Annotated in this window: 24 protein-coding genes and 1 tRNA gene; 6 read left to right on the top strand and 19 right to left on the bottom strand. The window is 61.6% G+C overall.

Annotation, left to right across the window (positions count from 1 at the left end):
• Positions 1–28: 28 nt before the first annotated feature.
• The 11 genes from H621_RS0104315 to panB form a co-directional block, all read right to left on the bottom strand.
• Entirely contained in the window at positions 29–1,864 is a 1,836-nt protein-coding gene (locus tag H621_RS0104315; RefSeq protein WP_028942178.1) for a S9 family peptidase, read from the bottom strand.
• Positions 1,830–2,990 carry a pyrroloquinoline quinone biosynthesis protein PqqE gene (gene pqqE, locus H621_RS0104310; protein ID WP_028942177.1) on the bottom strand — a complete coding sequence of 387 codons (1,161 nt, stop codon included), beginning with the start codon at positions 2,988–2,990 and terminating at the stop codon, positions 1,830–1,832. The genes H621_RS0104315 and pqqE overlap by 35 nt, the downstream gene beginning before the upstream one ends.
• Positions 2,962–3,237 (bottom strand): pyrroloquinoline quinone biosynthesis peptide chaperone PqqD, encoded by a 276-nt coding sequence (gene pqqD / locus H621_RS0104305; protein WP_028942176.1) that lies wholly within the window; start codon positions 3,235–3,237, stop codon positions 2,962–2,964. The genes pqqE and pqqD overlap by 29 nt, the downstream gene beginning before the upstream one ends.
• On the bottom strand, positions 3,234–3,989 hold the full coding sequence (pqqC, locus tag H621_RS0104300; RefSeq protein ID WP_028942175.1) for a pyrroloquinoline-quinone synthase PqqC: 756 nt from the start codon (positions 3,987–3,989) through the stop codon (positions 3,234–3,236). The genes pqqD and pqqC overlap by 4 nt, the downstream gene beginning before the upstream one ends.
• A gap of 8 nt (positions 3,990–3,997) precedes the next feature.
• Complete coding sequence (gene pqqB / locus H621_RS0104295) at positions 3,998–4,909, bottom strand: pyrroloquinoline quinone biosynthesis protein PqqB (RefSeq protein WP_028942174.1); 912 nt, start codon at positions 4,907–4,909, stop codon at positions 3,998–4,000.
• A gap of 67 nt (positions 4,910–4,976) precedes the next feature.
• On the bottom strand, positions 4,977–5,048 hold the full coding sequence (pqqA, locus tag H621_RS27930) for a pyrroloquinoline quinone precursor peptide PqqA (RefSeq protein WP_008365141.1): 72 nt from the start codon (positions 5,046–5,048) through the stop codon (positions 4,977–4,979).
• 140 nt (positions 5,049–5,188) lie between these two features.
• A complete protein-coding gene (gene pqqF / locus H621_RS0104290; protein ID WP_028942173.1) occupies positions 5,189–7,549 on the bottom strand; it encodes a pyrroloquinoline quinone biosynthesis protein PqqF in 2,361 nt (786 codons plus the stop codon).
• Between the two features lie 38 nt (positions 7,550–7,587).
• A complete protein-coding gene (locus H621_RS0104285) occupies positions 7,588–8,385 on the bottom strand; it encodes a carbon-nitrogen hydrolase family protein (protein ID WP_028942172.1) in 798 nt (265 codons plus the stop codon).
• 13 nt (positions 8,386–8,398) lie between these two features.
• Positions 8,399–10,081 carry a flavin monoamine oxidase family protein gene (locus H621_RS0104280; protein WP_028942171.1) on the bottom strand — a complete coding sequence of 561 codons (1,683 nt, stop codon included), beginning with the start codon at positions 10,079–10,081 and terminating at the stop codon, positions 8,399–8,401.
• A 241-nt stretch (positions 10,082–10,322) separates the two neighbouring features.
• Positions 10,323–10,781 carry an Lrp/AsnC family transcriptional regulator gene (locus tag H621_RS0104270; protein WP_028942170.1) on the bottom strand — a complete coding sequence of 153 codons (459 nt, stop codon included), beginning with the start codon at positions 10,779–10,781 and terminating at the stop codon, positions 10,323–10,325.
• A 73-nt stretch (positions 10,782–10,854) separates the two neighbouring features.
• Positions 10,855–11,673, bottom strand: coding sequence for a 3-methyl-2-oxobutanoate hydroxymethyltransferase (gene panB / locus H621_RS0104265; RefSeq protein WP_028942169.1), 819 nt, complete (start codon positions 11,671–11,673; stop codon positions 10,855–10,857).
• A gap of 86 nt (positions 11,674–11,759) precedes the next feature.
• Between panB and H621_RS0104260 the strand changes: the two genes are divergently transcribed.
• Positions 11,760–12,569, top strand: a complete 810-nt coding sequence (locus H621_RS0104260; RefSeq protein WP_028942168.1) for an AraC family transcriptional regulator — start codon at positions 11,760–11,762, stop codon at positions 12,567–12,569.
• Here H621_RS0104260 and H621_RS0104255 read toward each other — a convergent pair.
• Positions 12,557–13,405, bottom strand: a complete 849-nt coding sequence (locus H621_RS0104255; protein WP_319801981.1) for a lipopolysaccharide biosynthesis protein — start codon at positions 13,403–13,405, stop codon at positions 12,557–12,559. The two genes, H621_RS0104260 and H621_RS0104255, sit on opposite strands and share 13 nt — an antisense overlap.
• Positions 13,406–13,605: 200 nt before the next feature.
• On the opposite strand from H621_RS0104255, the gene H621_RS0104250 reads away from it, so the two are divergent.
• Positions 13,606–14,259: a glycosyltransferase family 25 protein gene (locus H621_RS0104250; protein WP_028942166.1), complete on the top strand. Its 654-nt coding sequence runs from the start codon at positions 13,606–13,608 to the stop codon at positions 14,257–14,259.
• A gap of 72 nt (positions 14,260–14,331) precedes the next feature.
• On the top strand, positions 14,332–14,493 hold the full coding sequence (locus H621_RS28440; RefSeq protein ID WP_156905598.1) for a hypothetical protein: 162 nt from the start codon (positions 14,332–14,334) through the stop codon (positions 14,491–14,493).
• A gap of 63 nt (positions 14,494–14,556) precedes the next feature.
• Here the strand turns inward: H621_RS28440 and H621_RS0104240 are convergent.
• From H621_RS0104240 to rpsU, 5 genes are all read right to left on the bottom strand, one after another.
• Positions 14,557–14,633 (bottom strand) — tRNA-Ile (locus H621_RS0104240).
• A gap of 13 nt (positions 14,634–14,646) precedes the next feature.
• Positions 14,647–18,390 (bottom strand): bifunctional diguanylate cyclase/phosphodiesterase, encoded by a 3,744-nt coding sequence (locus H621_RS0104235; RefSeq protein ID WP_028942165.1) that lies wholly within the window; start codon positions 18,388–18,390, stop codon positions 14,647–14,649.
• Positions 18,391–18,518: 128 nt separating this feature from the next.
• Positions 18,519–20,369 carry an RNA polymerase sigma factor RpoD gene (gene rpoD, locus H621_RS0104230; RefSeq protein ID WP_028942164.1) on the bottom strand — a complete coding sequence of 617 codons (1,851 nt, stop codon included), beginning with the start codon at positions 20,367–20,369 and terminating at the stop codon, positions 18,519–18,521.
• 67 nt (positions 20,370–20,436) lie between these two features.
• Complete coding sequence (gene dnaG, locus H621_RS0104225) at positions 20,437–22,407, bottom strand: DNA primase (protein ID WP_028942163.1); 1,971 nt, start codon at positions 22,405–22,407, stop codon at positions 20,437–20,439.
• A gap of 303 nt (positions 22,408–22,710) precedes the next feature.
• Complete coding sequence (rpsU, locus tag H621_RS0104220) at positions 22,711–22,926, bottom strand: 30S ribosomal protein S21 (RefSeq protein ID WP_002551877.1); 216 nt, start codon at positions 22,924–22,926, stop codon at positions 22,711–22,713.
• Positions 22,927–23,128: 202 nt separating this feature from the next.
• On the opposite strand from rpsU, the gene tsaD reads away from it, so the two are divergent.
• Positions 23,129–24,154, top strand: a complete 1,026-nt coding sequence (gene tsaD, locus H621_RS0104215) for a tRNA (adenosine(37)-N6)-threonylcarbamoyltransferase complex transferase subunit TsaD (RefSeq protein ID WP_028942162.1) — start codon at positions 23,129–23,131, stop codon at positions 24,152–24,154.
• Between the two features lie 23 nt (positions 24,155–24,177).
• Here the strand turns inward: tsaD and plsY are convergent, their stop codons facing one another.
• On the bottom strand, positions 24,178–24,747 hold the full coding sequence (gene plsY, locus H621_RS0104210) for a glycerol-3-phosphate 1-O-acyltransferase PlsY (RefSeq protein WP_028942161.1): 570 nt from the start codon (positions 24,745–24,747) through the stop codon (positions 24,178–24,180).
• A 74-nt stretch (positions 24,748–24,821) separates the two neighbouring features.
• On the opposite strand from plsY, the gene folB reads away from it, so the two are divergent.
• Positions 24,822–25,175 carry a dihydroneopterin aldolase gene (gene folB, locus H621_RS0104205; protein WP_028942160.1) on the top strand — a complete coding sequence of 118 codons (354 nt, stop codon included), beginning with the start codon at positions 24,822–24,824 and terminating at the stop codon, positions 25,173–25,175.
• Positions 25,166–25,675, top strand: coding sequence for a 2-amino-4-hydroxy-6-hydroxymethyldihydropteridine diphosphokinase (gene folK, locus H621_RS0104200; RefSeq protein ID WP_028942159.1), 510 nt, complete (start codon positions 25,166–25,168; stop codon positions 25,673–25,675). Before folB ends, folK begins: the two co-directional genes overlap by 10 nt.
• Before the next feature lie 52 nt (positions 25,676–25,727).
• Here the strand turns inward: folK and H621_RS0104195 are convergent, their stop codons facing one another.
• Complete coding sequence (locus H621_RS0104195) at positions 25,728–26,945, bottom strand: multifunctional CCA addition/repair protein (protein WP_028942158.1); 1,218 nt, start codon at positions 26,943–26,945, stop codon at positions 25,728–25,730.
• Between the last annotated feature and the right edge of the window lies 1 nt (position 26,946).

The raw sequence follows: 26,946 nt of genomic DNA, 5'->3' as shown, positions 1-26,946 counted from the left end.
CTTGGTAGGCGCGGGCTTGCCCCGCGATTCAATTGTCTAGAACCTGCCTATAAAATCGCCACTCTTCCTCCAGCGCATGCGCCAGATTGGCCGCCGTGCGAAATCCATGGCGTTCCGAAGGGTAGAAGTGTCCTTCGGCACGGATGCCGTTGGCCTTGAGCGCAGCCAGCATCGAACGGGTCTGTTCAGGGACCACAACGGCATCCAGTTCGCCCTGGAAGAAGATCACCGGCACCTTGATCTGCGCCGCGTGCAGTAACGGTGTGCGTTGGCGGTAGCGTTCGGCATCCTCGAGCGGGTCGCCGATCAGCCAGTCCAGGTAGTCGCCCTCAAACTTGTGCGTGGCCCGTGCCAGGGCCTGGGGATCGCTGACGCCGTAGAGGCTGGCGCCGGCACGGAAGACATTGTGGAACGCCAGGGCGCACAGTGTGGTGTAGCCACCGGCGCTGCCGCCGCGGATAAAGGCCTGGGCCGGGTCGACCAGCCCGCGTTCGGCCAGGTGGCTGACTACTGCGCAGGCATCTTCGACATCGATCTCGCCCCAGCGCAGGTGCAGGGCCTGGCGGTACGTGCGGCCATAGCCACTGCTGCCCCGGTAGTTCAGGTCGGCCACGGCGAAGCCGCGTTGGGTCCAGTACTGGATGCGAGGGTCGAGCGCCGGGTAGCAGGCCGAGGTCGGGCCGCCGTGGACAAACACCACCAACGGCGGGCGTTCTGCCGCGGCGATGGCCGGGTAGAAAAAACCGTGTGCGATGCCGTCGCCACTGCTGTAGCGCAGGGACTGCGGCTGGCTGATGCGTTCGGCCGGCAACGGCGGTACGCCACCGGCCAACACCTGCACCTGGTGGTTGTAGCGGTTGATGGCAATGACGGCGGGTGGGCAGACCGGTGAGGCGGCAATGGCGTAGAGGTGGTCGTGATCCAGGTCCAGACAGCGCAAGCGGCTGTAGTCGACGTCGATGTTTTCTAGCGTGCCATCGACATGGCGCACACCAAGGCGACTGAAGCCGTCTTCAAACCAGGTCGCCAGGTAGTGCTGGTCAGCCATGGGCAGCCAAGTGCTGGCACCCAGTTGCCAGGGCGCCGCGGCATGGTCGACCTGTGCCGCAGGTAGCGCGGACCAGCCCTGCGCGGTTTCGCCCCAGGGTTGCCAGAAACCATTGTGATCAGACAGGCAGTACAGGCGGCCACGATCATCGAAACGAGGTTGCTGGAGCGATTGCGCCGGCCCGTGGTCGCCAGCGATGCAATGTGCTGGCGTCCATTGCCCGTCACTCACGCGCTCGCAGCAGAACAGGCGGGTGGCGGTCCAGGGCTGCTCGGGGCGATTCCACTCGACCCAAGCCAGTCGCGCGCCATCGGCGCTGAGCGTGGGCGATGCATAGAAGTCCGCACCTTCGGCCAGCACCTCGCGCTGGCCCGCGCCGATAGCCACCAGGCGGTGCTCGACCTGTTCGGCACTGTGGGTTTCTTCCACCGCCAACACCTGCCCGTCGGCCCAGCGCAGATCGCCATAACGGCATTGACCCTCGGTGAGCGCCTGGGGCAATCCACCGTTCAGGTCTTGGGTGTAAAGCTGCTGGTCGGCCTCGTTGACGAACACCAGACCATCATCGGTCAGGCAAAAACTGCCGCCGCCATACTCATACACCCGGCTGCGTACGCTGAAACCATCGGGGGTCAGGCAATGGGCCTGGCCATCGCGCCAGTGCCAGAGCCTGCAGGCGCCATCGCGCGGGCGGAACTCGTTCCAGAACAGGCCGTGAGGCCCAACCCGCAATTCGGCGAAGTCGGTGCCGGCGGCTACCGCCTGTTCGGCACTGAAGCGCTCAACCACGGGCGATGACTCGGGAGTTTCGTTCATTGCGGAAGGTCAGCTCGTCGATGTTCAATTGGGCGTGCTCGGCTTCCTCGCGCGCCTTGAGGATGATGCCGTGGTCGGCCGATTTGGCGCAGACCGGGTCGGCATTGCTGGCATCGCCGGTGAGCATGAAGGCCTGGCAGCGACAGCCGCCGAAGTCCTTCTCCTTTTCGTCACAGGAGCGGCACGGCTCGGGCATCCAGTCGTAACCGCGAAAGCGGTTGAAGCCGAACGAGTCGTACCAGATGTGCTGCATGCTGTGCTCGCGCACGTTGGGGAACTGCACCGGCAGCTGGCGTGCGCCGTGGCAGGGCAAGGCGGTGCCATCGGGGGTGACGGTGAGGAACACGCTGCCCCAGCCGTTCATGCAGGCTTTTGGGCGTTCTTCGTAGTAGTCCGGGGTGACGAAGATCAGCTTGCACGGGTTGCCGGCGGCAGCGAGCTTTTCCCGGTACTCGTTGGTGATGCGTTCGGCGCGTTCGAGCTGCGCACGGGTCGGCAGCAGGCCGACACGATTCAGGTGCGCCCAGCCATAGAACTGACAGGTGGCAAGCTCGACAAAGTCGGCTTCAAGGGCTACGCACAGCTCGATGATGCGGTCGATCTTGTCGATGTTGTGCCGGTGGGTAACGAAGTTCAGCACCATCGGATAGCCGTGGGCCTTCACCGCACGGGCCATTTCCAGCTTCTGCGCAAAGGCTTTTTTCGAGCCGGCCAGCAGGTTGTTGACCTGCTCGTCGCTGGCTTGGAAGCTGATCTGGATATGGTCCAGGCCGGCTTCCTTGAAGGCTGCGATCTTCTGCTCGGTGAGGCCGATGCCCGAGGTGATCAGGTTGGTGTAGTAGCCCAGGCGGCGACCTTCGCCGATCAGTTCGGCAAGGTCCTGGCGAACCAGCGGCTCGCCGCCGGAAAAGCCCAGCTGCGCCGCGCCCATCTCCCGGGCCTCGGCCATGACCTTGAACCATTGCTCGGTGCTCAATTCCTTGCCCTGGGCGGCGAAGTCCAGCGGGTTGGAGCAGTAGGGGCATTGCAGCGGGCAGCGGTAGGTCAGTTCGGCGAGCAGCCACAGCGGCAGGCCGACTTCAGGCTTGGCCGGTACTTCACTCAAGGACGATCCAGTGTTCGGCACGGGCGACCTCCATGAATTGCTCGATGTCGTCACCGAGCTCGGGTACACCAGGAAACTGCTTGTCGAGCTGGGCAATGATCGCCGCCACATCGCGCTGGCCGTCGATCAGCCCGCCGATCAGCGCGGCACTCTCGTTGAGCTTGATCATGCCTTCGGGGTAGAGCAGTACATGGGCCTTTTGCGCCGGTTCGTACTGGAAGCGGTAGCCCGGGCGCCATCTGGGGGTTTGTGCGCGATCGAAACTCATAGGGCGACTCCTTTGTGCCAGACCCGTTCGCTGGTGACACTGTGATAGGGCGGGCGGTTCAGTTCGTAGGCCATGCTCATGGCGTCGAGCATGCTCCAGAGAATGTCCAGCTTGAACTGCAGGATCTCCAGCATGCGCTGCTGGCCCTCAACGGTAGTGTAGTGCTGAAGGGTGATCGCCAGCCCGTGCTCCACATCGCGGCGCGCCTGGCCCAGGCGGGTACGGAAGTATTCGTAGCCGGCCGGGTCGATCCAGGGATAGTGCTGCGGCCAGCTGTCCAGGCGCGACTGGTGGATCTGCGGGGCGAACAGTTCGGTCAGCGAGCTGCTGGCCGCTTCTTGCCAGCTGGCGCGGCGGGCGAAATTCACATAAGCGTCGACGGCAAAGCGCACACCAGGCAGCACCAGCTCCTGGGAGCGCAGTTGGTCCGGGTCCAGGCCGACGGCCTGGCCCAGGCGCAGCCAGGCTTCGATGCCGCCGTCTTCGCCGGGCGCGCCGTCGTGGTCGAGCAGGCGTTGGATCCACTCGCGGCGGATTTCGCGGTCCGGGCAGTTGGCCAGGATCGCGGCGTCCTTCATCGGGATGTTCACCTGGTAGTAGAACCGGTTGGCGACCCAGCCCTGGATCTGTTCGCGGCTGGCGCGTCCCTCATACATCGCCACATGGTAGGGGTGATGGATGTGGTAGTACGCACCCTTGGCGCGCAGGGCCTGTTCGAATTCGGCGGGGGACAGTGCTTTGGCGTCGCTCATGTCGGCTCCTAGAGGGTGATGCTCATGCCGTCGAAGGCCACTTCGACGCCGCGTCGGTCCAGCTCGGCGCGTTCGGCCGAGTCTTCATCGAGGATCGGGTTGGTGTTGTTGATGTGGATAAGGACCTTGCGCTGCGCAGGGAAACCTTCCAGCACTTCGAGCATGCCGCCCGGGCCGTTCTGGGCCAAGTGGCCCATCTCCCGCCCGGTACGGGTGCCGACACCGCGGCGCTGCATTTCATCATCTTCCCAGAGGGTGCCGTCGACCAGCAGGCAGTCGGCATCGCACATCATCTGCAGCAAGTTGTCGTCGACCTGGCCCAGGCCGGGTGCGTAGAACAGTTTGCCGCCGGTGCGCAGGTCTTCGACCATCAGCCCGAGGTTATCGCCCGGGTGTGGGTCGAAGCGGTGGGGCGAATAGGGCGGGGCGGCGCTGCGCAGCGGGAACGGGGTAAAGCGCAGGTTGGGGCAGGCGTCGATGACGAAGCTGCCTTCAAGCTCGATGCGGTTCCACTTCAGCCCGCCGTTCCAGTGGCTGAGCATGGTGAACAGGGGGAAGCCGGTGGTCAGGTCCTGATGGACCATCTCGGTACACCAGACCTGATGCGGGCAGCCTTCTCGCAGGCTCAAGAGGCCCGTGGTGTGGTCGATCTGACTGTCGAGCAGGACGATGGCATCGATACCGCTGTCGCGCAGGGCGCGGGCCGGCTGCATGGGGGCGAAGCCCTGCAGCTGTGCGCGAATGTCAGGGGATGCGTTGCACAGTACCCAGTGGACGCCGTCGTCAGAGAGGGCGATGGACGACTGGGTGCGTGCCGTGGCGCGCAAGGTACCGTCGCGAAAGCCTTTGCAGTTCACGCAGTTGCAGTTCCACTGCGGGAAACCGCCACCGGCGGCGGAACCTAGAATCTGGATGTACATGGCCACTCCTGCCGCGTCTTGAAATAAAAACGCCCCGGCTGACCGAGGCGTTGTACCGCAAGCAGACTCAACGGCTTGCGAAATACATGGTCACTTCAAAGCCGATACGCAGGTCAGTGTAAGCAGGTTTGGTCCACATGGAATTACTCCTTCCGGATAGGTCTGGGGTTGGGCAGCTACTTACTTAGTCCACCCTCCGAGAGAGGGGTTCCAATAGCCGGGATTGCGCTATCTTACTAAAAAATACGGACTGAATGGTTAAACCTGAGATAAACGCTGTTACATGTTCGGTAAAAATGGATCGGCGGTTTGCCCGTCGCCTGCAGGCGCAGGGCCATTGGCCAGGCATAGCCAGCCGCCTGTAGCGCGTTGCAGGTCGTGCGCCAATTGCTGCAACTGGTCCTCGGTCGTGGCGAGTATTGCGGCCTGCAAATCCTCCAGGCGTGCGCCCGGTTGCCCCGCCAGATGAGCCTGCCAAGCCCACTCGGCGACCTCGTTGTTGCTCAGGGTGGTTTCTGCCCATAGCGCGGCCAGGGCCTGGCGGGTCTCGGTCGAGCAGGACAACTGCGCCGTCAGCGAGGCCAGAAATGCCTCGATATGGGTGAGGATCTGCGCAGGGCTGGCGCTGGGAGACTGCACGCCGAACAGCAGACCACTGCAGCCCTGAAGTTGCCGGAAGGCACTGAATACGGCGTAGCCCAATTGCAACTCGACCCGCAGGCGCTGGTAGAACGGACCCTGGATCTGTTGCGCCAGTAGTCGCGCGCAGGCCTCGTCACCCGTCGACACCGGGCAGAACAATAGCAGGGCGGATTCACTGGCAGGCGGGGGCAGCATTTGCCACCGGCGAACGGGGGCGACTGTCACCACCCGTTGTGCTCCTGGCTGCCCAGGCACGGCCTGCAATGTGCGATTAATCGCCTGTTGCGTGTGTTCATCGAAGCCAGTGGCCAGGGCCTGCCATGTGGCGTGTGCCCACAAGGCATCCAGATCACCCTGGCTGAGCGTGCATGCAGGCAAAGGGCCCTTTTGGTGGGCAACAAGCTGCTCGGGAAGTTGCCTGATCAAGGCGCGGATTGGCATCGAATCAGTCTCGGCGGGTGCCTCTGCGAGCCAGTTGGCGGGCCGGGGCAGCACGTGCATCAGTTCCTTGAGCAGCACGATTACAGTTGCCGGTGCCCCCGCACAGCGCAGTTGCCAGAACTCGCCAACGGAGTCGAACTGCAGCTCTGCGGCCGCCCGTACCGCCCGCTCGCGCAGCGGCTGCACGGCATGGTCGAGGACAATCCACAAACGGTCGCGCAGGGCCGACGCTGGCTGCCAGCGCAGATACACCACGCCATGCTGGCGTAGCGCAGGGAGTGTCGGGCTCCAGGTCAAACCAGCAGGCGTAGCGCAAGCTGTGGTGTCGGGGCTTTGCGGGTTGAGCAGAGGCTCGGGGGCGGGCAGTTGCCATACCTCCTGGCACGCGGACGGGGCGCCTAGCAGCAGTGCGTCGAGCAAGGTACGCAAGGCAGTCTGGCCTTGCCCGGTCAGCGCTTCAAAAGGTTGCGCGGTGCTGTCGCGACGGGCGAGGTCGAGTGCTGTTGCGGCGTGAGTACGGCAACGCTGCAGCCCTGCATATTCTTCATTCAGCGCAGCCCAGTCGGTGTCACGGAAAAACCTCAGCCAGTCGAGCAGCAAGGCCCGGGCATTGTCGGCGATAGCCGGATCGCGGAGTGTCAGGCGCGTGTGCAGTAGTGTCTGGCCGGCAAAGCTGTACAGCACCGAGCATTCGATGGCGTGTGCCCAACCGCGTTCGCGCAGTGCGGCGAGTACGCCCCCGGGCCGGGTGTCGGTCAGCCAGGCGGTGAGGAAGTCGATGGCCTGCTCCGTTGCGGCGGGCAAATTCGCCACGGCCTGCAACAGCTCCAGTCGAGACCCGCTCAGCACCGAGTCCAGGGCATGGTCGAGCAGCGGCGGTGGCGGTTGCTGCATCACTCTCTGGCCCGTCGCGAGCCGGCTTGCTATCCGGCTCGCCAATGCTTGCAGCGTGTCGAGGCTTTGTGGCCCGCACAGGCTCAGGGTCATCTGGCCTGCCTGGTAGAAACGCTGGTGAAAGCCCTGCAGCGCGGCCTGAAAGTCAGCGCTGTGGATCGGCAGACTGTAGCGGTTCCCCGCCTGGAAACCACTCAAGGGGTGGCGCTTGGAGACCGCCTGCAATAGCGCAAATTGAGCTTGGGCCTGGGGATTGCGTGACCAGGCAATGAACTCGGCATGGATGACTTCGCGCTCGCGCGCCTGGGCCTGCAGATTGAACGAGGGCCTCGCCAGCATTTCGCACAAGCGCTCCAACCCACCGGCATACGCCGCCTGGGGCACTTCGAAGAAGTAGTCGGTGGTGCGCTCGCGGGTGCTGGCATTGACCTGGCCGCCATGGCGTTGCACATAGCGCATCAGGCCGTCATCGAGGGCAAAGCGCTCGTTGCCGAGAAACAGCAGGTGTTCAAGAAAGTGTGCAAGGCCGGCGTAGGGGGGGGGGGCGTCATGACTGCCTGCCATGACCCGCACCGCTGCGGCGCAACGCTTCAGTTGCGGCGCATGGCGCAGGGTGACTTGCAGGCCATTGTCGAGGGTGAGGTGTCTAAGGGAGGTGGGCATGACGGTTCCGTTTCAGCACGAACCGTCATGCTAGCGGATTATCCGTGGTGCGGCGCGTAGAGCTCCGGCCGCAGGTCGTGCAGGTACGGCGTGCTGGCACGGCCTTGGTGTACCCGTTGCAGCTCAAGGTCGGCCTGCAGCAAGGTACTGTCGCGACCGGCCATGGCCAGGATACTGCCGTCGGGGCCGATGATGCTGCTCTGCCCGCAGTAGTGGATTTCGTCTTCGGCGCCGCAGTAGTTGGCGTACGCCAGGTAGCACTGGTTCTCGTAGGCCCGGGCGCGCACGGTCACCTGGGCAATGAAGTCGTACGGCACCATGTTCGCCGTTGGCACCAGGATCAGTTCGGCACCGGCCAGGGCCAGGCGACGGGCATTTTCCGGGAATTCGATGTCGTAGCAGATCAGCATGCCCAGCCGCCAGCCGTTCAACTCCACCACGGGGAAGTGGTCAGGGCCGGGACTGAACATCGCGCGGTCCAGGCCACCGAACAGGTGAGTCTTGCGGTAGTTGCACAGGCTGCTGCCGTGGGCGTCGACCAGTTGCACGGCGTTGTATACCTGGCCGTCATCGGCAAGCTCGGGGTAGCCGTAGACGATGGCGATGCGGTTGCTCTGGGCGATCTCTACCACCGCCATGGCCGAGGGGCCGTCTTCGGCTTCGGCCAGGCGTTCCACCGCTTCGCTGCCGATGTTGTAGCCGGTAAGGAACATCTCCGGGCACACCAGCAGGTCGACCCCGCGCGACGCGGCCAGCTGCGCTTGCTGATGCAGGCGCTCCAGGTTACCCGGTACGTCCAGTGGTTGCGGGGCACCTTGATACAGGGCGATGCGCATGGTGGTTCTCCTGTCAGTCGGCCAGGGCGATGGGGCCGATCTCGTGGAACACGTCGCCTGGGCCTGGGTTGTCCGGATGGGTATGCCCCCCGAAGTGAGTCATGATACCCCACACCGCATTGAGCGACGTCTGCACCGCCCCTTCGACCCAGGCCGGGGTCCAGGACACGTCGTCACCGGCGATGAATATGCCGCGTTGCTCGGCGGGCAGGTCCTGCTGCATGAAGTGGGCATACATGCGTTGGTTGTAGCGGTAGTGGCCGGGCAGGGCACCTTTGAAGGCGCCAAGGAAATGCGGGTCGGCTTCCCATGAGACGGTGATCGGATCGCCAATGATGTGCCCGGCGATGTCGACTTTCGGGTAGATCTTCTTCAGGGCATCCAGGGCCAGCTTCACGCGCTTTTCCACCGGATGCGGGAGCATCTTCAGGGCATCGCTCATCCACGAGTACGACAGGCAGATCACCCCCGGCTTGTCGTCGCCGTTGTCAAACAGATAGGTGCCGCGGGTCAAGCGGTCGGTCAGGGTCATGCTCATCAGGTCACGGCCGGTTTCTGGGTCCTTGTCCTTCCAGAACGGTCGGTCGACCATCACAAAGGTCTTCGACGACTGCATGTAGCGCGTGCGGTCAAGGGCCATCCACATCTTCTGCGAGAACAGCGATTCCTCACACTCGATCTGGGTGGTCAGCAGCCAGCTCTGGCAGGTGGTGAGCACGGCGGCATAGTGGCGGGTATCGCCCCAGTTGTCGGTGACTGCCAGTCGCCCGTCAGCATCGCGGGCGATGCTCTTGACCCCGGGGCGCGGTGCGCCACGGTGCAACGCGCTGAGACTGGTGCCTGCCGGCCAGTGAGCGCAGCGCTCGGGTACATGGCGCCAGATGCCCAGCGGGACCTGCTCGACGCCACCCACCACCAGGTGCTGGTGGTCGTCGCAATTGGTCATCACCACGCGGAAAATTTCCAGCATCGAGTTAGGGAAGTCCGAGTCCCAGCCGCCGGTGCCAAAGCCGACCTGGCCGAAGACTTCCCGGTGCAGGAAACTGAGCTTGGCGAAGGCCTTTGAGGTGGCGACAAAGTCGTAGAAGGTGCGGTCGTCCCACAGCGGGACCAGGGTGTTCCAACGTTCTTTGAGGCGCGCTACGTCGCGGTCGCGAATGGCCTGCTGGATATCGCCAAAGCGGGCGCCGTCCTCCAGGGCATCGGCCCAGGCATCGGCCACTTCCTGGAACAGCTTGGGCAGGTCGGCGAGTTTTTCCGCGTAGTGGGTCTGGCCTTCCAGGTCGATCACCGTGCTGCCCGATGCCGGGGTCAGCGGATTGGGAAAAGGCTTGGTTTCCAGGCCCAGCTTGTCCACATAGTGGTAGAACGCCGTGGACGAAACCGGAAAACGCATGCCCCCGAGTTCGGCAATGATCCCGTCGGTGCCTTCAAAGGCCTGGGAGCGCAGCCGTCCGCCCATTTTCGAGGCCTCGTACACCACAGGCTTGAGACCTAGCTTCATCAACTCGTAGGCGGCCACCAGGCCGGCGATACCGGCACCGACAATCGCCACTTCTTCGCCATGGCGTTCGGTCGGAACACTGCCAAGGCCTGCCGGATGCTCGATCCAGTCGTCAAAGGCGAACGGAAAGTCCGGGCCGAAAATGGTGATGGGTTTCTTGCCGTCGGCGGGGTGGCGATTGTTCTTGTTCATGGATGACCTGGCCAGGGCTGCGCGGGGTGCGGAGCTTGAGTATAGGAAAATGCTGGTGGTCAGTTTAGAGGGCGGGGGTTACGTAATTAAGATGCAGAGTGTCGTCTATTTGATAGATGTTTTGTCGATGTGACGAGTATGCAAGTCAAATAGACGACCTGTAGGAACGGGCTTGCCCCGCGATCGCATTCTGCCTGTCATATTGCTTCGCGGTGCAAGTCGAGACGTCGCACCGCCGCTCCTATAGGTGGCCGCGGTCGACTTTGCTGCTGAGGATGATTGAGGTAGTGGTTTTTTCCACGCCCTCCACGCTGCCGATCTGATCAAGCAACTGGTCCAGTTGTTCGGGGGAATCGCTGCGCAGCCAGGCAACGTAGTCGAACTCCCCGCTTACCGCACACAGTTGCTGGATCTGTCCCATGGCGCTCAGGCGGCGCACCACGTCCTTGCCCGAGCGCGGCTGCACGGTAATCCCGACGTATGCCTGGAGACCGCCATCCATCACGCGCTGGCCCAGGCGCACGCCGTAACCGCTGATGACTTTGGTCTTTTCCAGTCGCGCCAGGCGCGAGGTGACGGTCGTGCGGGCGATGCCCAGTTGGCGGGCGAGCATGGCGACGCTCTCGCGGGCGTTGATCTGCAGCAGCGAGATCAACTGGCGATCGATTTCATCGAGGGCGACGGGGCGGCTGTCGGACATGGGCACTCTCTGGCACACGGAATAAGCGCGATAGCCTATCCACTCAAGCTACCGTCCAGCAAGGCACCTGCGGTCAGTGGGCCTTGAAGCAATGCTGCGCTGCGGGAAAACTGCCATCGCGTACCGCCTGGGCGTAGCTGTCCAGTGCCTGGACAATCTGCCCCTGCAGGTCGGCAAAGCGTTTGACGAAGCGCGGCTGGTAGTCGCTGAACAGGCCCAGGAGGTCTTCGGTCACTAATACCTGTCCGTCGCAGGCAGCAGATGCACCGATACCGATGGTGGGAACTCGCAGCGCTTCACTCAGCTGTCGTGCCACGGGCTCGGCGATGCCTTCGAGCACTATCGAGAAAGCGCCCGCGGCCTGCATTGCCAGTGCATCCCTGCGAACCTTGGCGGCGCTGGGCTCATCCCGGCCCTGAGCCTTGAAACCGCCCAGGCTGTTGACCTGCTGGGGCATCAGCCCGACATGGGCCATCACTGGGATGCCACGGCGTACCAGGAAGGCCACGGTCTCGGCCATTTCTTCCCCGCCTTCAAGCTTGACGCCTTGGGCGCCGGTTTCCCGCAGCACGCGCGAGGCGCTGGTGAACGCCTGCTCGGGCGACGCCTGGTAGCTACCGAATGGCAGGTCGACGACCACACAAGCGCGTTGCGCACCCCGCATCACTGCCTGGCCATGGGCGATCATCATGTCCAGGGTCACGCCCAGGGTGCTGGGCATCCCATACAGCACCATGCCCAACGAGTCGCCGACGATGATCACATCGGCTACGGCATCCACCCAGCGAGCCATGGGGGTGCTATAGGCGGTCAGTACCACCAGCGTGCCGGCACCTTTACGCTGCTCGATCGCAGGAATGCTCATACGGTTTGCTTGCACATGGCTGCTCATGGGGGTCTCCAAAGGGGTTGTTCAATGAGTGCGGGCGCAGGCTACCATCGGCCTTTGTCGGCTCACTTGAGCAAAGGAGACAGACGATGCCGCAAGCGAGCCAAATCCCGGAAGTGCCCCCCGTTCCGGAGTTCCAGCAACTGCCGGGGCCTGTCTACCGACGCATGTTTGCCATTCCCGCAGGCCATCGGGTCGAGATGCACAGCCATCCCTGGGTGCAGTTCACCTATGCCAGCGAAGGCATCATGCAGGTGCTGACCGAACACCACAGTTATCTGCTGCCGCCACAATGCGCGCTGTGGATTCCGGCCGGGGTCCGGCACACCGCCTACAGTGGGCAGACCATCGAATTTCGGGGGTTGTACCTGGAAGACTCGCTGCTCAACGGCTACCAGCGCCCCTGCGGCGTCATGCAGGTGACGCCGCTGGTGCGTGAATTGATCGAGAAGGCCAGCCACTTCCCCGCTGACGATCCCGTCCAGGGGCGGCAGGCGCGGCTGTTGCAGGTGCTGGTCGATGAGTTGCGCGAACTGCCCGAGGCTCCTTTTGGATTGCCCCTGCCGAGTGACCCGCGCTTGCGCAGGATCTCGGAAGCCCTGCAGGCCAATCCTGCAGATAACCGCAGCATCGAAAACTGGGCGCAATGGGTCGGTGCTTCGCGACGCACGCTGGTGCGGTTGTTCCAGGCGCAGACACAGCTGTCGTTTCGCGAGTGGCGTCAACGCCTGCGCTTGCTGGCGGCATTACCGCTGCTGGCGCAAGGCATGAGTATCACCACCCTTGCCAACGAACTGGGGTACGACTCGGTTTCGGCATTCATCGCGTTGTTCGCCCGCCACTATGGCGTGACACCCGGTCTTTACGCCTCACGATTGGCAGCACCTCAGCCGGCGTGAATCAGCGCTTTCACTTCGTCCAGGGTTTTGTAGGGAATGACGCTGCGCGGAATGCGCGAATCGGGGGAGAGGTTGTAAACAGCAAATCGCTCGTTGACCACCGATGAGGCCACCAATTCGAATGACGGCAATATGCGTGACTCGAAGTGTTGGTCCAGGCCGCAAGGAGAACGCTCCATACCCTGATGTTCGTAGAACCTGGGCAGGTTCTGATTGAGGTCGACACCTACCAGGAACACCTTGCTGAAGCCGGCGTGATAGGCAATCTGCAACGCCAGGTAAGCCACTGTGCGTGCGTCGAAAAAGCCGCGCTGCAGGTTCTTGCTGAACCCGGCTTTCTTGCTACAGCCTGCGAGGGAGCGGTGGCGAATCAGCTCCGGGTCTTTCTTGAACATCAGATCCATCAGGTGCGCCTTGGGCGCTTTTTTCAGGAAGTACACCTGCGCATTGGTCTCGACCTGAAGGGATCGAAAGTGATGCTCCCAGAGCGCAACCCGCTCACTGCGCCGCAGAGCCTCGGCAAACAGTTCCGGCTGTTGAATAGAAAAGTGAGTGTCGGTGCAGGTATAGAAAAACGGTCTTACAGGTGTGTCCATGAACAGCGAGATGGCGCCGTTCATGGTGATCATCGGGACGTCGCTGAATGCCTCGATCGGAAAGGCCTTCGCAGATTGACCTGAGGCGATGATAAAGGCTGCACCTGAGCGGATATTCCGACAATCCTCGAAGTTGTGCGCAGTGAACCCCGCGTCAACGTTCAGTGGTGCTGTAGAGGTGCCCATTGTTGAAATCCTTAGAAGGCGTCTTCGATGAAGCAATGGCTCGGAACTCGCCAAAGTCCTCATGAAAAGTAGCCCCATTTTTTATTAGATTGTAATCAATTGTTAAAAAGTTTGACCCCGATCGCATAAAAACGGTTCCGCCAAGCAGTAGGGCGCTGACTAGTGGCTTTGTAATGGCAGTTGGTACGCGTAGAATCGCGACCTTTTCGGCTATGCCACACGGGAGAGCGGTTGGTGTTCAAAGGAAGTGCGTGGTGAGCAAGATCGAGTTCGACGTAGATGCCGTTTATTGCATTTCCCTCAACGAGCGACACGACAGACGGAAACTGTTCAGCCAGACCGTTGGCAGCCTGATTGGTAATCCGGTGACCTTTCACTTGGCCGAACGCTGCGGTGACCCGGTAAAGGGTTGTTATGAGTCGCACCAGGCGCTGGCGAAACTGGCACTGGATCAAGGCTTGCAGCGCGTGCTGATTTTCGAGGATGACGTCAAAGCCTATGAGCTCAAAGCGACACCGGTCCGTTGGATCAACCGCTTTATTCGCACGCGCAAGTTCGAGGCCTTGCACTTGGGCTACAGCATGGGCAAGACCTGGCTTACCTGGTTCCCGTACATCGCCCGCGGCCGCGTGGTAGCGCTTCACGCCTACATACTTTCACCCGAAGGCTGCCGGATCCTGGCCCAGACGCCTTACGACGGCACACCCGTGGATGTCGTGTTCAAGCAGCGGATCAAGCAGCATTGCGCATTCCCGATGCTGTTTCGCCAGCATGCGGCCTCAGCCACGGGCAGCGATATCGAAAGCGTGGTCCGAAACGAAGACGCGTTCTGGCAGCGCAACTGGGACAAACATCGCCTTTCGCCACTGAAGAACTTCTGGCGCACCGTATTGCGAGTGCGTTTCTGAGGGAATCGAACTAGAGTCTGGACATTGCCGGCGCAAGGAATGCCGTGCGGGCACCAACCCTCTGGAGTCGAGATGAGTCAGGAAAAGGCCGTTCGCGTTCTTCAATCAGTGAAAACCGTCGTGCTGAGCGCACTGGCAGCGCTCAGCCTGGTGCTGGTGCCGCTGGTATGGGTGCCGCTGATTGTGGGGGATTGGGTCTTGGAAAAGCTCAAGCGCCAGGGCCCGCATCGCTGATAGAAGCCGGGCACCTGGCCCTGATACAGGCAAAAAAAACCGCGCATAGCGCGGTTTTTAATTTGGTGGGCCCACACGGACTTGAACCGTGGACCAAAGGATTATGAGTCCTCTGCTCTAACCAACTGAGCTATAGGCCCCAGTGGTCGCGGATTATAACGAGGGTTTCCTGGCTGTGCCATCCGAAAGATCTGAAAGTGCTATGCGAAGAAATGTTGCGGCAAATTCCTCGGCCGACACCGGCAGGCTGACGATGTAGCCCTGGATCTGCTCGCATCCTTCGGCAGCCAGGAAGCGTTGCTGGGCCTGGGTTTCCACACCTTCGGCAATGATGGTCAATTGCATACTGCGCCCCAGGGCAATAATCGCCCTGGCAATGGCAACATCATGGGGGTCATCCGGCAGCCCGCGGATGAAGGACTGGTCGATCTTGAGAATGTCCAGGGGCAGGCGCTTGAGGTAGCTCAGTGACGAATAGCCGGTGCCAAAGTCGTCTATCGCCAGTTGCACGCCCAGTTGCTTGAGTTGGTGAAGAATGGCCAGGGCTTCTTCTGCCTGGCTCATGATGAAGTTCTCGGTGATTTCCAGTTGCAGGTCGCCGGCTTTCAAGTGGTGAGTCTTGAGCAGTTGTTCGATGCGCTTGACCAGGCTGGTCTGGCGCAGTTGAGCGCCGGCGAGGTTGACGGAGAGAGGGCCGAAGGCCAGGTAGTTTTTCTTCCAGTCCTGCATCTGCCGGCAGGCCTGTTCCAGTACCCAGTCGCCCAGTTGCAGGATCATGCCGTTTTCTTCGGCCAGGCCGATGAAGTGTTCTGGCGGTACTTCGCCAAGCAGTGGGTGTTTCCAGCGGATCAGCGCTTCGGCACCCACCAGGCTCTGAGTTTTAAGGCTGAATTTTGGCTGGTAGCTCAGGCTCAGCTCGTTGCGTTCTATGGCGCGCCGCAGCTCATGCTCCAGGGCGATGCGTTCGCTGGCCTGGGCGGTCAGGTCGCGGGTGTAGCACTCGACCCGGTTGCGGCCCTTGGCCTTGGAGCGGTACATCGCGGCATCGGCGTTGCGGATCAGCGAGGCGACATCGGTGCCGTCCTGTGGGTACAGGCTGGTACCGATACTGGCACTGGTGAAGAACTCATGCTCTCCCGCCTGGAACGGGGCGCTGAAGCACGCCAGCAGCTTGTTGGCGATAAGGCTGGCATCGCCGGGTTGGTGCAGGCCGGGCAGCAGAATGATGAACTCGTCACCCCCCAGGCGCGCCACGGTGTCTATGTCGCGCACCTGTTCCTTGAGGCGCTGGGCGATACCTTTGAGCAGCAAGTCGCCCACCGGGTGGCCAAGACTGTCGTTGATATGTTTGAAGCGGTCCAGGTCCAGGAACAGTACCGCCCCCTGGCGCCGGGAGGCCTGGGTACAGGTGAGTGCCGCCTGCAGGCGATTCTCGAACAGGGTGCGGTTGGGCAGGCCGGTGAGCGGGTCGTGATGGGCCTGGTAGTCCAGTTTGGCCTGGGCGTGCTTGAGGCTGGAAATGTCGGCGAACACCGCGACGAAGTGGGTAATGATCCGGTCGCTGTTGCGCACCGCACTGATGGTCAACCAGCTGGGGTAGAGCTCGCCGTTTTTGCGTCGGTTGTAGATTTCGCCTTGCCAATGGCCCTCCGCGGTCAGCTGGTGCCACATGGCGGCGAAGAACGCGCTGTCGTGCTGGCCGGAGGCAAGCAGGCGCGGTGTCTGGCCCAGGGCTTCAAATTCGTTGTAGCCGGTGATTTCGCTGAAAGCGCGGTTGACTGCGCTGATGCGTTGGTCGGTGTCAGTGATCAGTACGCCTTCCGCGGTATTCTCGAACACCGTTGCGGCCAGCTGCAGTTTTTCCTGCATCAGGTGGCGTTCGGTAATGTCCCGGGCAATGGTCAGCATGCAGTCGACACCGGCAATCGGCAGGGGGCGGGCCGACAGTTCACACAGACGGATCTGCCCGTCACTGCGGCGGATATGGCAACTGAAGTCGCGCACGAAACCATCTTTTTTGATCATCTGCAGCAGGCGTCGCCGCTCGTTGAGGTCGACCCACATCCCCAGGTCCAGTGAGGTCTGGTCCAGCGATGTGTGGCTGTCGAACCCGGTCAGGCGGCAGAAGCCCTCGTTGACTTCGATCAGCAGGCCATCGCTTTGCCGGGACAGCAGCAAGCCATCGGGAGAGGCATGGAAAGCCTTGGCAAACTTCTCTTCCGAGGTGCGCAGCTGTTCCTGGGTTTCCTTCAATTGACTGATGTCGCGTACCGCCACTACCAGCGCTGGGGTGCTGTCGAGCTCTATGGTCCCGGCTGAGATGAGGCCGGTGAACAGTTGGCCGTTACTGCGCTGGAAGAGTGTCTCCAGGTTGCGGATGCTGCCGGACTGCAACCGCTCAAGCAGTGTTGGACCAATACCGTCGATTCCCCAGATATTCAATTCGGTAGTGGTGCGGCCAACGACGCTGTCGGCGTCCAGGCCAATCTGTTCCTCGAAGGCTTCGTTGACTTCCAGCAAGCAACCATCGCTGAGGCGGGCGATCAGCAGGATGTCCGGGCATTGCTGGAAAACCGAGACGAACTTCTGTTCCGACAGGCGCAGGGCCTCTTCGGCATTCTTGGTTTCGCTGATGTCGATCATCAGGCCGCGCATCACAGGTTTGTGCCCGTGCTCGATCAGGCTGACGATGTCACGCACCCAGAGGCTGCGACCATCGGCGCAGATCACCCGGTAATCGAGACTGTGATCGCGCCCGGCGGCGGTTTCGCTGTCACAGTAGGCCTGGGCCCAAAGGGCATCGTCGGGGTGGATGATGCTGCGCCAGAAGCCTGGACGCAGCCAGTGGCTCAAGGGGTAGCCCAGCAGGTCTTCTGCATGGGGAGATACGTAGTTGTAGGTGAAGTCGTTGGCGTCTGCTTCCCAGGCAATCGCCGACAGACTCTCGACCAGGCCACGGTAGTGGTATTCGCTGCTGCGCAGTTCTTGTTCCAGGGCGACGCGGCGAGAAATCTCCGAGCTCAGGCGTCGATTGACCCGCATCACTGCCGCCAGGATCGTCACCAGCAGTAGTACCGCGGGAAGCCCATAGATGAGCAGGTCGTACCAGACCGTGCGATGGTCCAATACCTTGCCGACCCAGCGCTCCTGAATATCGCTGATCTCAGCGGGGCTCATGTCGGCCATGACCTTGTCGAGGATGCCGACGAGGATCTTCTGTTCTTGTGGTACCGCCATGGCCAGTTGATAGCGATAGGGCGTTTCGCCGCTGACATACATGCCTTCAAGCTTGAGCTGGCGCAGGCTCCAGATGCTCGACGCGAGATCGCCGACCACGGCGTCGACTTCATCGGTGGCCAACGCCTGCAGGGTCGAGCTGACATTGCGCATGGCGACCAGGTTCAAGTCGGGGTGGTGGGTGCGCAGCAGTTCGTGAGGCGCGTAGTTTTCCACCACGGCAATCTTCAGCCCGTAGAGGTCCTTGATGTTGCGAGGCTGTGCGCCACCCTTGTGGGCGAGGATGACAATCGGAAAGTCCAGGTAGGGGCGAGTGAAGGCAAGGAAGCCCTGGCGTTCGGGGGTCGACATGATCCCAGGCAGCACGTCCAGTTTGTTCTGGCGTGCCTGCTCCAGGACGGCTGTCCAACTGCTCGGTTCGACCGGCTTGAACGTAATGCCCAGTCGGTCCTGCATCAGGGCAATGTAATCGGCGGCCAATCCCTGGTAGCGGCCCTCCTGGTCACGGTACTCGAACGGTGGCCAGGATGCGTCGACGCCCACGCGCAGCTGCGGGTGGGCGCTGAGCCAGGCTTGTTCTTCGTCTGTCAGGGTCAAGGCGCCGGCCGCTGCGCTCCAGAGTGCCAGGAGCAGCAACAGAAGGGCCGGCAGTCTGGGCATAGCGGCCTCGTCACACATGTGGGTTGCATTCGAGTGTAGACGGGCAATTCGCCACCGGGGTAGTGGCGAAAGTCTTAAAGTTTTCGAGGGCACAAAAGAAAAACCCCGGCCTGGGCCGGGGTTCGTCATCACTCGTCGAGGAAGGAGCGCAGATGCTCGCTTCGCGTCGGGTGGCGCAGCTTGCGCAGCGCCTTGGCTTCGATCTGACGGATCCGTTCACGGGTCACGTCGAACTGTTTGCCGACCTCTTCGAGGGTGTGATCGGTGTTCATGTCGATACCGAATCGCATGCGCAGCACCTTGGCTTCGCGAGCGGTCAGACCGGAGAGCACGTCACGGGTCGCTTCCTTGAGGCTTTCGACCGTGGCGACATCGATTGGCGACTGCATGGTCGAGTCTTCGATGAAGTCACCCAGGTGCGAGTCTTCGTCATCACCGATCGGGGTTTCCATGGAGATCGGCTCTTTGGCGATCTTCAGTACCTTGCGGATCTTGTCCTCAGGCATTTCCATGCGTTCACCCAGCTCTTCCGGGGTCGGTTCGCGACCCATTTCCTGCAGCATCTGCCGGGAAATGCGGTTGAGCTTGTTGATCGTCTCGATCATGTGCACCGGGATACGGATGGTACGAGCCTGGTCGGCGATCGAGCGGGTGATCGCCTGACGAATCCACCAGGTGGCATAGGTCGAGAACTTGTAGCCGCGACGGTATTCGAACTTGTCCACCGCCTTCATCAGGCCTATGTTGCCTTCCTGGATCAGGTCGAGGAACTGCAGGCCGCGGTTGGTGTACTTCTTGGCGATCGAGATAACCAGACGCAGGTTGGCCTCGACCATTTCCTTCTTGGCGCGACGAGCCTTGGCTTCACCGATCGACATGCGACGGTTGATGTCCTTGATCTCGGCGATGGTCAGACCGGTTTCGCTTTCGAGGTCGATCAGCTTTTGCTGGCAGGCCACGATGGCGTCGCTCTTCTCACCCAGGGCGGCGGCCCATTTGGTGCTGCGCTTGGCCAGGTCGCTGGCCCAGGTCTGGTCGATCTCGTTGCTCGGGAACAGACGCAGGAAATCGGCGCGTGGCATACGTGCATCACGTACGCACAATTGCATGATCGCGCGCTCTTGCTGGCGCAAGCGGTCCAGGGCGCTACGAACACGCTCCACCAGGCCTTCGAACTGCTTGGGCACCAGCTTGATCGGCATGAACAGCTCAGCCAGGTCGAGCATCGCCTTGATGCTGTCCTTGTGGCTGCGGCCGTTCTTCTTCAAGAGTTTGAGGGTGGCGTTCAGTTGATCCTGAACGGCACCGAAGCGCTGACGAGCGACTTCAGGATCGGGACCGCTTTCGGTCTCTTCCTCTTCCTCGGCGCCTTCTTTCTCCTCGTCTTCATCCTCGTCGGCATCGGCCTTGGCCGGGGCTTTCGGGTCGATCGGCGGCGGCACTTCGGCAGGTGGCGCAATACCGTCGTCCGGGTCGATATAACCGCTCAGGACGTCGGACAGGCGGCCACCTTCGGTGGTGACGCGATCGTACTCGGAGAGAATGTGTTCGACGGTACCGGGGAAATGGGCGATAGCGCCCATGACTTCACGGATACCTTCTTCGATACGCTTGGCGATTTCGATCTCGCCTTCGCGGGTCAACAGCTCGACGGTACCCATTTCACGCATGTACATGCGCACCGGGTCTGTCGTGCGACCGATATCGGTTTCCACAGCCGCCAACGCTGCTGCGGCTTCTTCAGCTGCGGCTTCGTCGGTGTCGGCTTCGGCCAACAAAAGGGCATCCGCATCCGGAGCACTCTCGAATACGTTGATCCCCATGTCGTTGATCATGCGGATGATGTCTTCCACCTGCTCCGGATCTGAAATATCCTCTGGCAGGTGGTCGTTGACCTCCGCGTAAGTCAGGTAACCCTGCTCACGACCGCGGGTGATCAACTCTTTGATGCGAGACTGCTGTTGCGCTTTTCCGGACATAACACCCTATCCACTGAAGGTCTTGGCGGGCAAAAAACAAGCCGAGGATTATACCCGAGCTAGGACCTCACGCGCCAGTTGAGGTCGGGGTTTGTGCGGGAACATTCCGGCTTAGCAGGTCGCGCAGCTGATTTTTTTCTTCTGCGCTCAACTCACTTTGACGTGCTTTCCTGAGCAGATGTTCCAGGCTTCGCTCGCGTTGGCGAGCGGACAAGCTAGTTATGGTGTCGAAAAACTGTTGTTCAAGGTTGTCGGCATCGATCAGCCATTCCTTTTCCGCCAATGCCCGCAGCAAACGACCTTGTTCGGTGCCATGCCAGCGGGCGATCAGCTGTAGTGAGCGTAGCTCAGGATTCTTTTGCAGGGCTTCGAGCAGGGCTACCAGCAGTTGAGCGTAGACGTGTTCTTCGGCTGCGAAGTGACCGGCATCCTCGACTTTTTTAGCCAGCTGCGGATGGTGCAGCAGGGTGCGCAAAGCGCTCAAGGTCGGGGGTTCCACTGAAGTGGGTACCCGTGGTGGTGCATCCTGGCGTTGGCCGTTGCGCTCCCAGGGTTTGCCTTTCTTGTCCCACGGCTTGCCTTCCCATTTCTTCTTGCCACCCTTGTTCGGCGACCACGGCTGTTGTGGCGGTGCGTAGTCGGGCTGGTGAAAATCACCGTAGTCCGGGGTGTAGTCGGGGATGGCATCGTAGTCGATGCCCGGGTCATAGCTGGGCGGTGCTTCGGCTGGTGCGCTGTGGCTCAGTTGCTCGACCTGCTGGTTGTCGAGGCCGGTGATTTCCTTGAGCCGGTTGCGCATCAAGGCACGCAGGTTGGCACCCGGCACTTTTTCGATCAACGGTGCTGCGAGGGTGGCCATATGAGCCTTGCCTTCGAGCGATCGAGGATCGGCTTCTTCGGTCAGTTGCTGGAAAAAATAGTCGGCCAGAGGTTGAGCGTGCTGGTTGATGCGCGCGCGGAAGGCATCGGTGCCTTCCGCGCGGATCAAGGTGTCCGGGTCTTCGCCTTCGGGCAGGAACAGAAAGCGCGCCTTGCGGCCGTCCTGCAGGCTCGAAAGCGTGGATTCCAGCGCGCGCCAGGCGGCATTGCGGCCTGCCTGGTCGCCATCGAAGCAGAACAATACGCTGGGCACCACACGAAACAGGCGCTTGAGGTGCTCTTCGCTGGTGGCTGTACCCAGGGTTGCTACCGCATTGCGCAGGCCTTGCTGGGCCAGTGCAATAACGTCCATGTAGCCTTCGACAACGATGATTTCATCGAGATTCCGGTTGAACTTGCGTGCTTCGTACAGCCCGTACAGTTCCTGGCCCTTGTGGAACACCGGAGTTTCCGGAGAGTTCAGGTACTTGGGCTTGTCGTCGCCCAGTACTCGACCTCCAAACGCGATGACGCGACCGCGGCTGTCGCGGATCGGGAACATCACGCGGTCGCGAAAGCGATCGTAGCGTTTGCCGCTTTCGGCGTTCTCGATGAGCAGGCCGGCATCAATCATGGCCTTCTGCTGCAGGGTGTCGCTGCTCAGGTGCTTGAACAGGTTGTCCCACCCCGGCGGGGCGTAGCCCAGGCTGAAATCGCGAGCGATTTCACCGGACAGCCCGCGGCCCTTGAGGTACTCGACGGCCGAACGACGGGTAGGGTGGCTTTTCAGCGCCTGGCGATAATATTCGGCGGCGGCTTCCAGTAGCGGGTAGAGCGGCGAGTCCGTGGGTTGGCGGGGTTTTTGCCCGCGTCCGCCTTCTTCGCGTGGCACTTCCATGCCGGCGGCCTTGGCCAGTTCCTCGACGGCCTGGGGAAAGTCCAGGTTGTCGTGGTCCATGATGAAGCCAAGGGCGTTGCCGCCCGCGCCGCAACCAAAGCAGTAATAGAACTGCTTGTCGGGGCTGACGCTGAAGGACGGGGTTTTTTCTTTGTGGAACGGGCAGCAGGCAGTGAGGTTCTTGCCGGCCTTTTTCAGTTGCACGCGCGAACTCACCACATCGACGATATCGGTACGGTTGAGCAGGTCGTCAATGAAACTTTGGGGAATCAGCCCGGCCATGGCACTCTCATCATCAGGCGATAAACCAGTGTAATCGCTAATGCTGCAGGGACGGCTTCGCGTTCGAGCGATGTCGAATGGCGTAACACAAAAATAGGAAAGACGTGCTCGTCGGTAGCCGGTTAAGGCTCGTCAGTAATGACGTGCACAGCTGGCGTTGAGGCCAGTTCTGACGATTCAGGCAGGTTGTCCGCGTTTTGACAAACGGGACGCCTCAAGCACAAAGGCCAGAGGTTCAAGCAACTACTGCCGGCAGCCCGGCTTTGGGCCGGGCGAGGCAGAAGCTTGCGACGGACGTCTGTATTAGTACAGACGAACGGCGCGGCGCTGTTCGCGCTGAACTTTCTTGGCGTGACGTTTAACAGCGGCTGCTGCTTTGCGCTTACGCTCAGAAGTCGGCTTCTCGTAAAATTCGCGGCTACGAACTTCAGCCAGAACACCGGCTTTTTCGCAGGAGCGCTTGAAACGACGCAGAGCTACGTCGAAGGGTTCATTCTCTTTAACTTTGACGGCTGGCATCCAGAGCTACCTTCATTCATTACCGGGGGTCAACGAACTCGTGGCAAAACTGTGCACTGGAGAACGTCGGTTTTTAAGGGTTGCGGATGTTAACCCTTAGCCAGCCGGAATGCAAAGCCTCTGATCGAAAACCGCTGGTCGGCACCCGGAGTGGGGACTATCATGCGCGGCTTCAAATTCAGCCTCCACAAGGCGCAGACCCATGCTAGTACTGGGATTGGAAACATCCTGCGACGAAACCGGCGTCGCATTATACGACAGTGAACGCGGTCTTTTGGCCGATGCATTGTTCAGTCAGATCGACCTGCACCGCGTCTATGGCGGCGTTGTGCCAGAGCTCGCCTCCCGCGATCACGTCAAGCGCATGCTGCCGTTGATCCGCCAGGTCCTGGCCGAGGCCGACTGCGTGGCTACCGAGATCGACGCCATTGCCTATACCGCTGGCCCCGGGCTGGTGGGTGCGCTGTTGGTAGGTGCCTCGTGCGCCCAGGCGCTGGCCTTTGCCTGGGGCATTCCAGCCTTGGGCGTGCACCATATGGAAGGCCACCTGCTGGCGCCGATGCTTGAGGAGCAGCCTCCAGAGTTCCCGTTCGTCGCCTTGCTGGTATCTGGTGGGCATACCCAGCTGGTACGGGTGGATGGTATCGGTCGCTACGAGCTGCTGGGTGAGTCGCTTGATGATGCCGCTGGCGAAGCCTTCGACAAGACCGCCAAGCTAATGGGGCTCAACTATCCAGGTGGCCCGGAAATCGCCCGCCTGGCGACCCAGGGCGTGCCTGGCCGCTTTGTATTCCCTCGGCCGATGACGGATCGCCCGGGCCTGGACTTCAGCTTCAGCGGCTTGAAAACCTTCGCCCTGAACACCTGGCAGCAGTGCCAGAAAGCTGGAGACGACGGCGAGCAAACTCGTTGCGACGTGTCTCTGGCCTTCCAGCAGGCGGTGGTGGAGACTTTGACCATCAAGTGCAAGCGTGCCCTGAAGCAAACCGGCCTCAAGCGCCTGGTGATCGCTGGTGGTGTCAGTGCCAACACGGCGCTACGCGCTTCGCTGGAAGAAATGCTCGCGGGCATCAAGGGCAATGTGTACTACGCACGGCCACAGTTTTGCACCGACAATGGCGCCATGATCGCTTATGCCGGGTGTCAGCGCCTGGCGGCGGGGCAACAGGAGAGCTTGGCCATCAGTGTGCAGGCGCGCTGGCCGATGGAGCAGTTGTCACCGCTGTAATGAGCGACGCTCATGCAGCGGGTTCAGAAATGTCGTTCGCGGCCGGCAAAGAGGTCGCGTAGATTGCCACGGTGACGCCAGACGATCAGCACGGTCAGCACGCTGATCGGCAGTAGTGCTTCCGGCTCGCGCCAGGCCAGCAATGGCAGGGTCAGCGGTGTGGCGATCAGCGCTGCCAGGGAGCTGGTGCGGGTCAGGTAGAAAGTCAGCAGCCAGGCGCTGATGGCCAGCAGTGCCGCTGGCGGGTACAGCCCCAGCAGCATGCCGGCGGCGGTGGCGACGCCTTTGCCGCCGCGAAAGCAGAAGTAGATCGGGAACAGGTGGCCGATCACTGCGCACAAGCCTATCCAGGCTTGCTGTTGCAGGTCGAGCCCGGCAACACTGGCGACCAGCACGGGAAGAAGACCCTTGCACAGGTCGCCAAGCAAGGTCAGGACCGCCAGTTTGCGGCCGGCCAAGCGCAGCATGTTGGTTGCACCGGCATTGCCTGAACCGCTCATGCGTGGGTCCGGGCTGCCATTGAGGCGGCTCAGGACGATGGCAAAGGACAGCGAGCCGAGCAGGTAGGCGAGCAGTGCCAGTAACCAAAACATGCTAACTATTCCGGGCGAGGACGCCCTGATTCTAACGGCGCCAGTCGCCCTTGTCGTGCAGTGGAGAGAAGTGCTTGGACAGAGTGTTCATCGAAGGCCTGGAAGTTGATACCGTGATCGGTGCCTATGACTGGGAGCGCGGTATTCGCCAGTGCCTGCGTCTGGACCTGCGTTTTGCCTGGGACAACCGACCGGCTGCGGCGGGTGACGACCTCACCCTGGCGCTGGACTATGCCAGTGTGTCTGCACGTATCCAGGCGTTTGCCGAAGAGGCTCAGTACGAGTTGGTGGAAACCTTTGCCGAGCGTTTGGCGGCGGTACTGATGAGTGAGTTCCAGATTCCCTGGCTGCACCTGAAGCTGACCAAGCCCGGCGCCGTGCCGGCAGCCACTGGCGTGGGCGTGGAGATCGAGCGCGGATGTCTCTGAACAGGGTTTACCTTGGTCTTGGCAGCAATGTCGAGCGTGAGCGGCATCTGTGTGCGGGCCTTGATGCGCTGGCCGGGTTTCTTCAGGACATGCGCTGTTCGCCGGTGTTCGAGAGCCAGGCGGTGGGTATCAAGAGCGGTCCATTCTTCAATCTGGTGGTTACAGGGCTGACCGACCTGCCATTGATGGAGCTGGACCGCCGCCTCAAGTTCATCGAGGCGGACAATGGTCGCTATGCGCCCGAGCCCAAGGGCCTGCCGCTGGATATCGATGTGCTGATGTACAACGAACTGTGTGGCAGCTTCGACGGCTTGGTTTTGCCCCGGGCAGAGATTCTCAAGAACGCCTTTGTGCTTTGGCCGCTGTCATTGATTGCGCCGCAGTTGGTCCATTCGGGGGTGGGGAAGACCATGGCCCGGCTGTGGGCTGAGGCTCAGATTGCGCAGGTACTGGCTCCTGTATCGTTCGAGTGGCACGGGCAGCAGTTGACCAATATTTGAGCAAGCGCGGGACAAGCCTCTGCTGCAAGAGCAGGCTTGTCCCGCGATGGTTTTACCCTTTGTAGGTTTTCAAAGCCTTCAGCCGCTCGCCCTTGAGCGCTTCTCCCAATGCCTGGCCGGTCAGCCCTTGCTGCACCAGCGGCTGCACCTGTACGGCCCGCGCAGCTGCCACTGCGCCGCGCAAGTAGTCGGCCTGTGGATATTCTCTTTGTTCCAGACCCTTGCGGCCTCGTGCGTCCATCTCGCAAGCGCAAATGAACTCCTCGAAGCGCTGAGGCCTGCGGTACACATCGAAGCGCTGCAGGAGTTCGAGCAGTGTCGAGGCCTTGAGTTCCAGTGCCCGGTGGCAGTGAGTGTGGAACTCACCCACCAGCATCGCCAGTTCCTGGCAATCCCGCGGCACCTTGAAGCGCTGGTTGACGGCCTCGATCAACTGCAACCCACGATGCTCATGGGCAATGTGTCGTGGCCACTGCGCCTCCGGCGTTGTGCCCTTGCCCAGGTCATGTAGCAGGCAGGCCCAGCGCACCGTCAGGGGTTGTTGATGCCGGGCGGCTTGCTCGAGAACCGAGAGGGTATGGATACCACAGTCGATTTCCGGGTGGTGAGCCGCAGGTTGTGGCACACCGAACAGCGCATCGACTTCCGGTAGCAGCTCCTTGAGCGCGCCACACTCGCGCAGTACCTGGATGAACACCTGGGGGTGATCTTCCATCAGTGCGCGGGCAATTTCCTTCCAGCTGCGTTCGGCGGTGAGTGCCTGGAGTTCTCCTGACTCGCTGAGCTGGCGCATCAAGTCGATGGTTTCCGGAGCTACGCTGAAACCCAGGCTGGCATAGCGCGCGGCAAAGCGGGCAACACGAAGGACACGCAAGGGATCTTCGGTGAACGCCGGGGATACGTGGCGCAAGATGCGAGATTCTAGATCTTTTTGGCCGTGATACGGGTCGCTGACGATGCCTTGCTCATCTTCGGCCATGGCGTTGATGGTCAGGTCGCGGCGAATCAGGTCCTCTTCGAGCGTCACCTCGGGGCTTGCGTGGAAAGTGAAGCCGCCATAGCCGCGCCCGCTCTTGCGTTCGGTGCGGGCCAGGGCATATTCCTCACCGCTTTCAGGATGAAGGAATACCGGGAAATCAGCCCCGACCGGCCTGAAGCCCAGCGCCTGCATTTGTTCAGCCGTGGCACCGACCACGACCCAGTCGATATCACTGACCGGACGGCCGAGCAGGCGATCGCGTACGGCGCCTCCGACTTTGTAGATCTGCATG

Origin of the sequence: Pseudomonas vranovensis DSM 16006 (genome assembly GCF_000425805.1) — a bacterium.
Taxonomy (GTDB): domain Bacteria; phylum Pseudomonadota; class Gammaproteobacteria; order Pseudomonadales; family Pseudomonadaceae; genus Aquipseudomonas; species Aquipseudomonas vranovensis.
The sequence above is the reverse complement of the archived record's forward strand: the minus strand, read 5'-3'. Positions and strand labels throughout refer to the sequence as shown.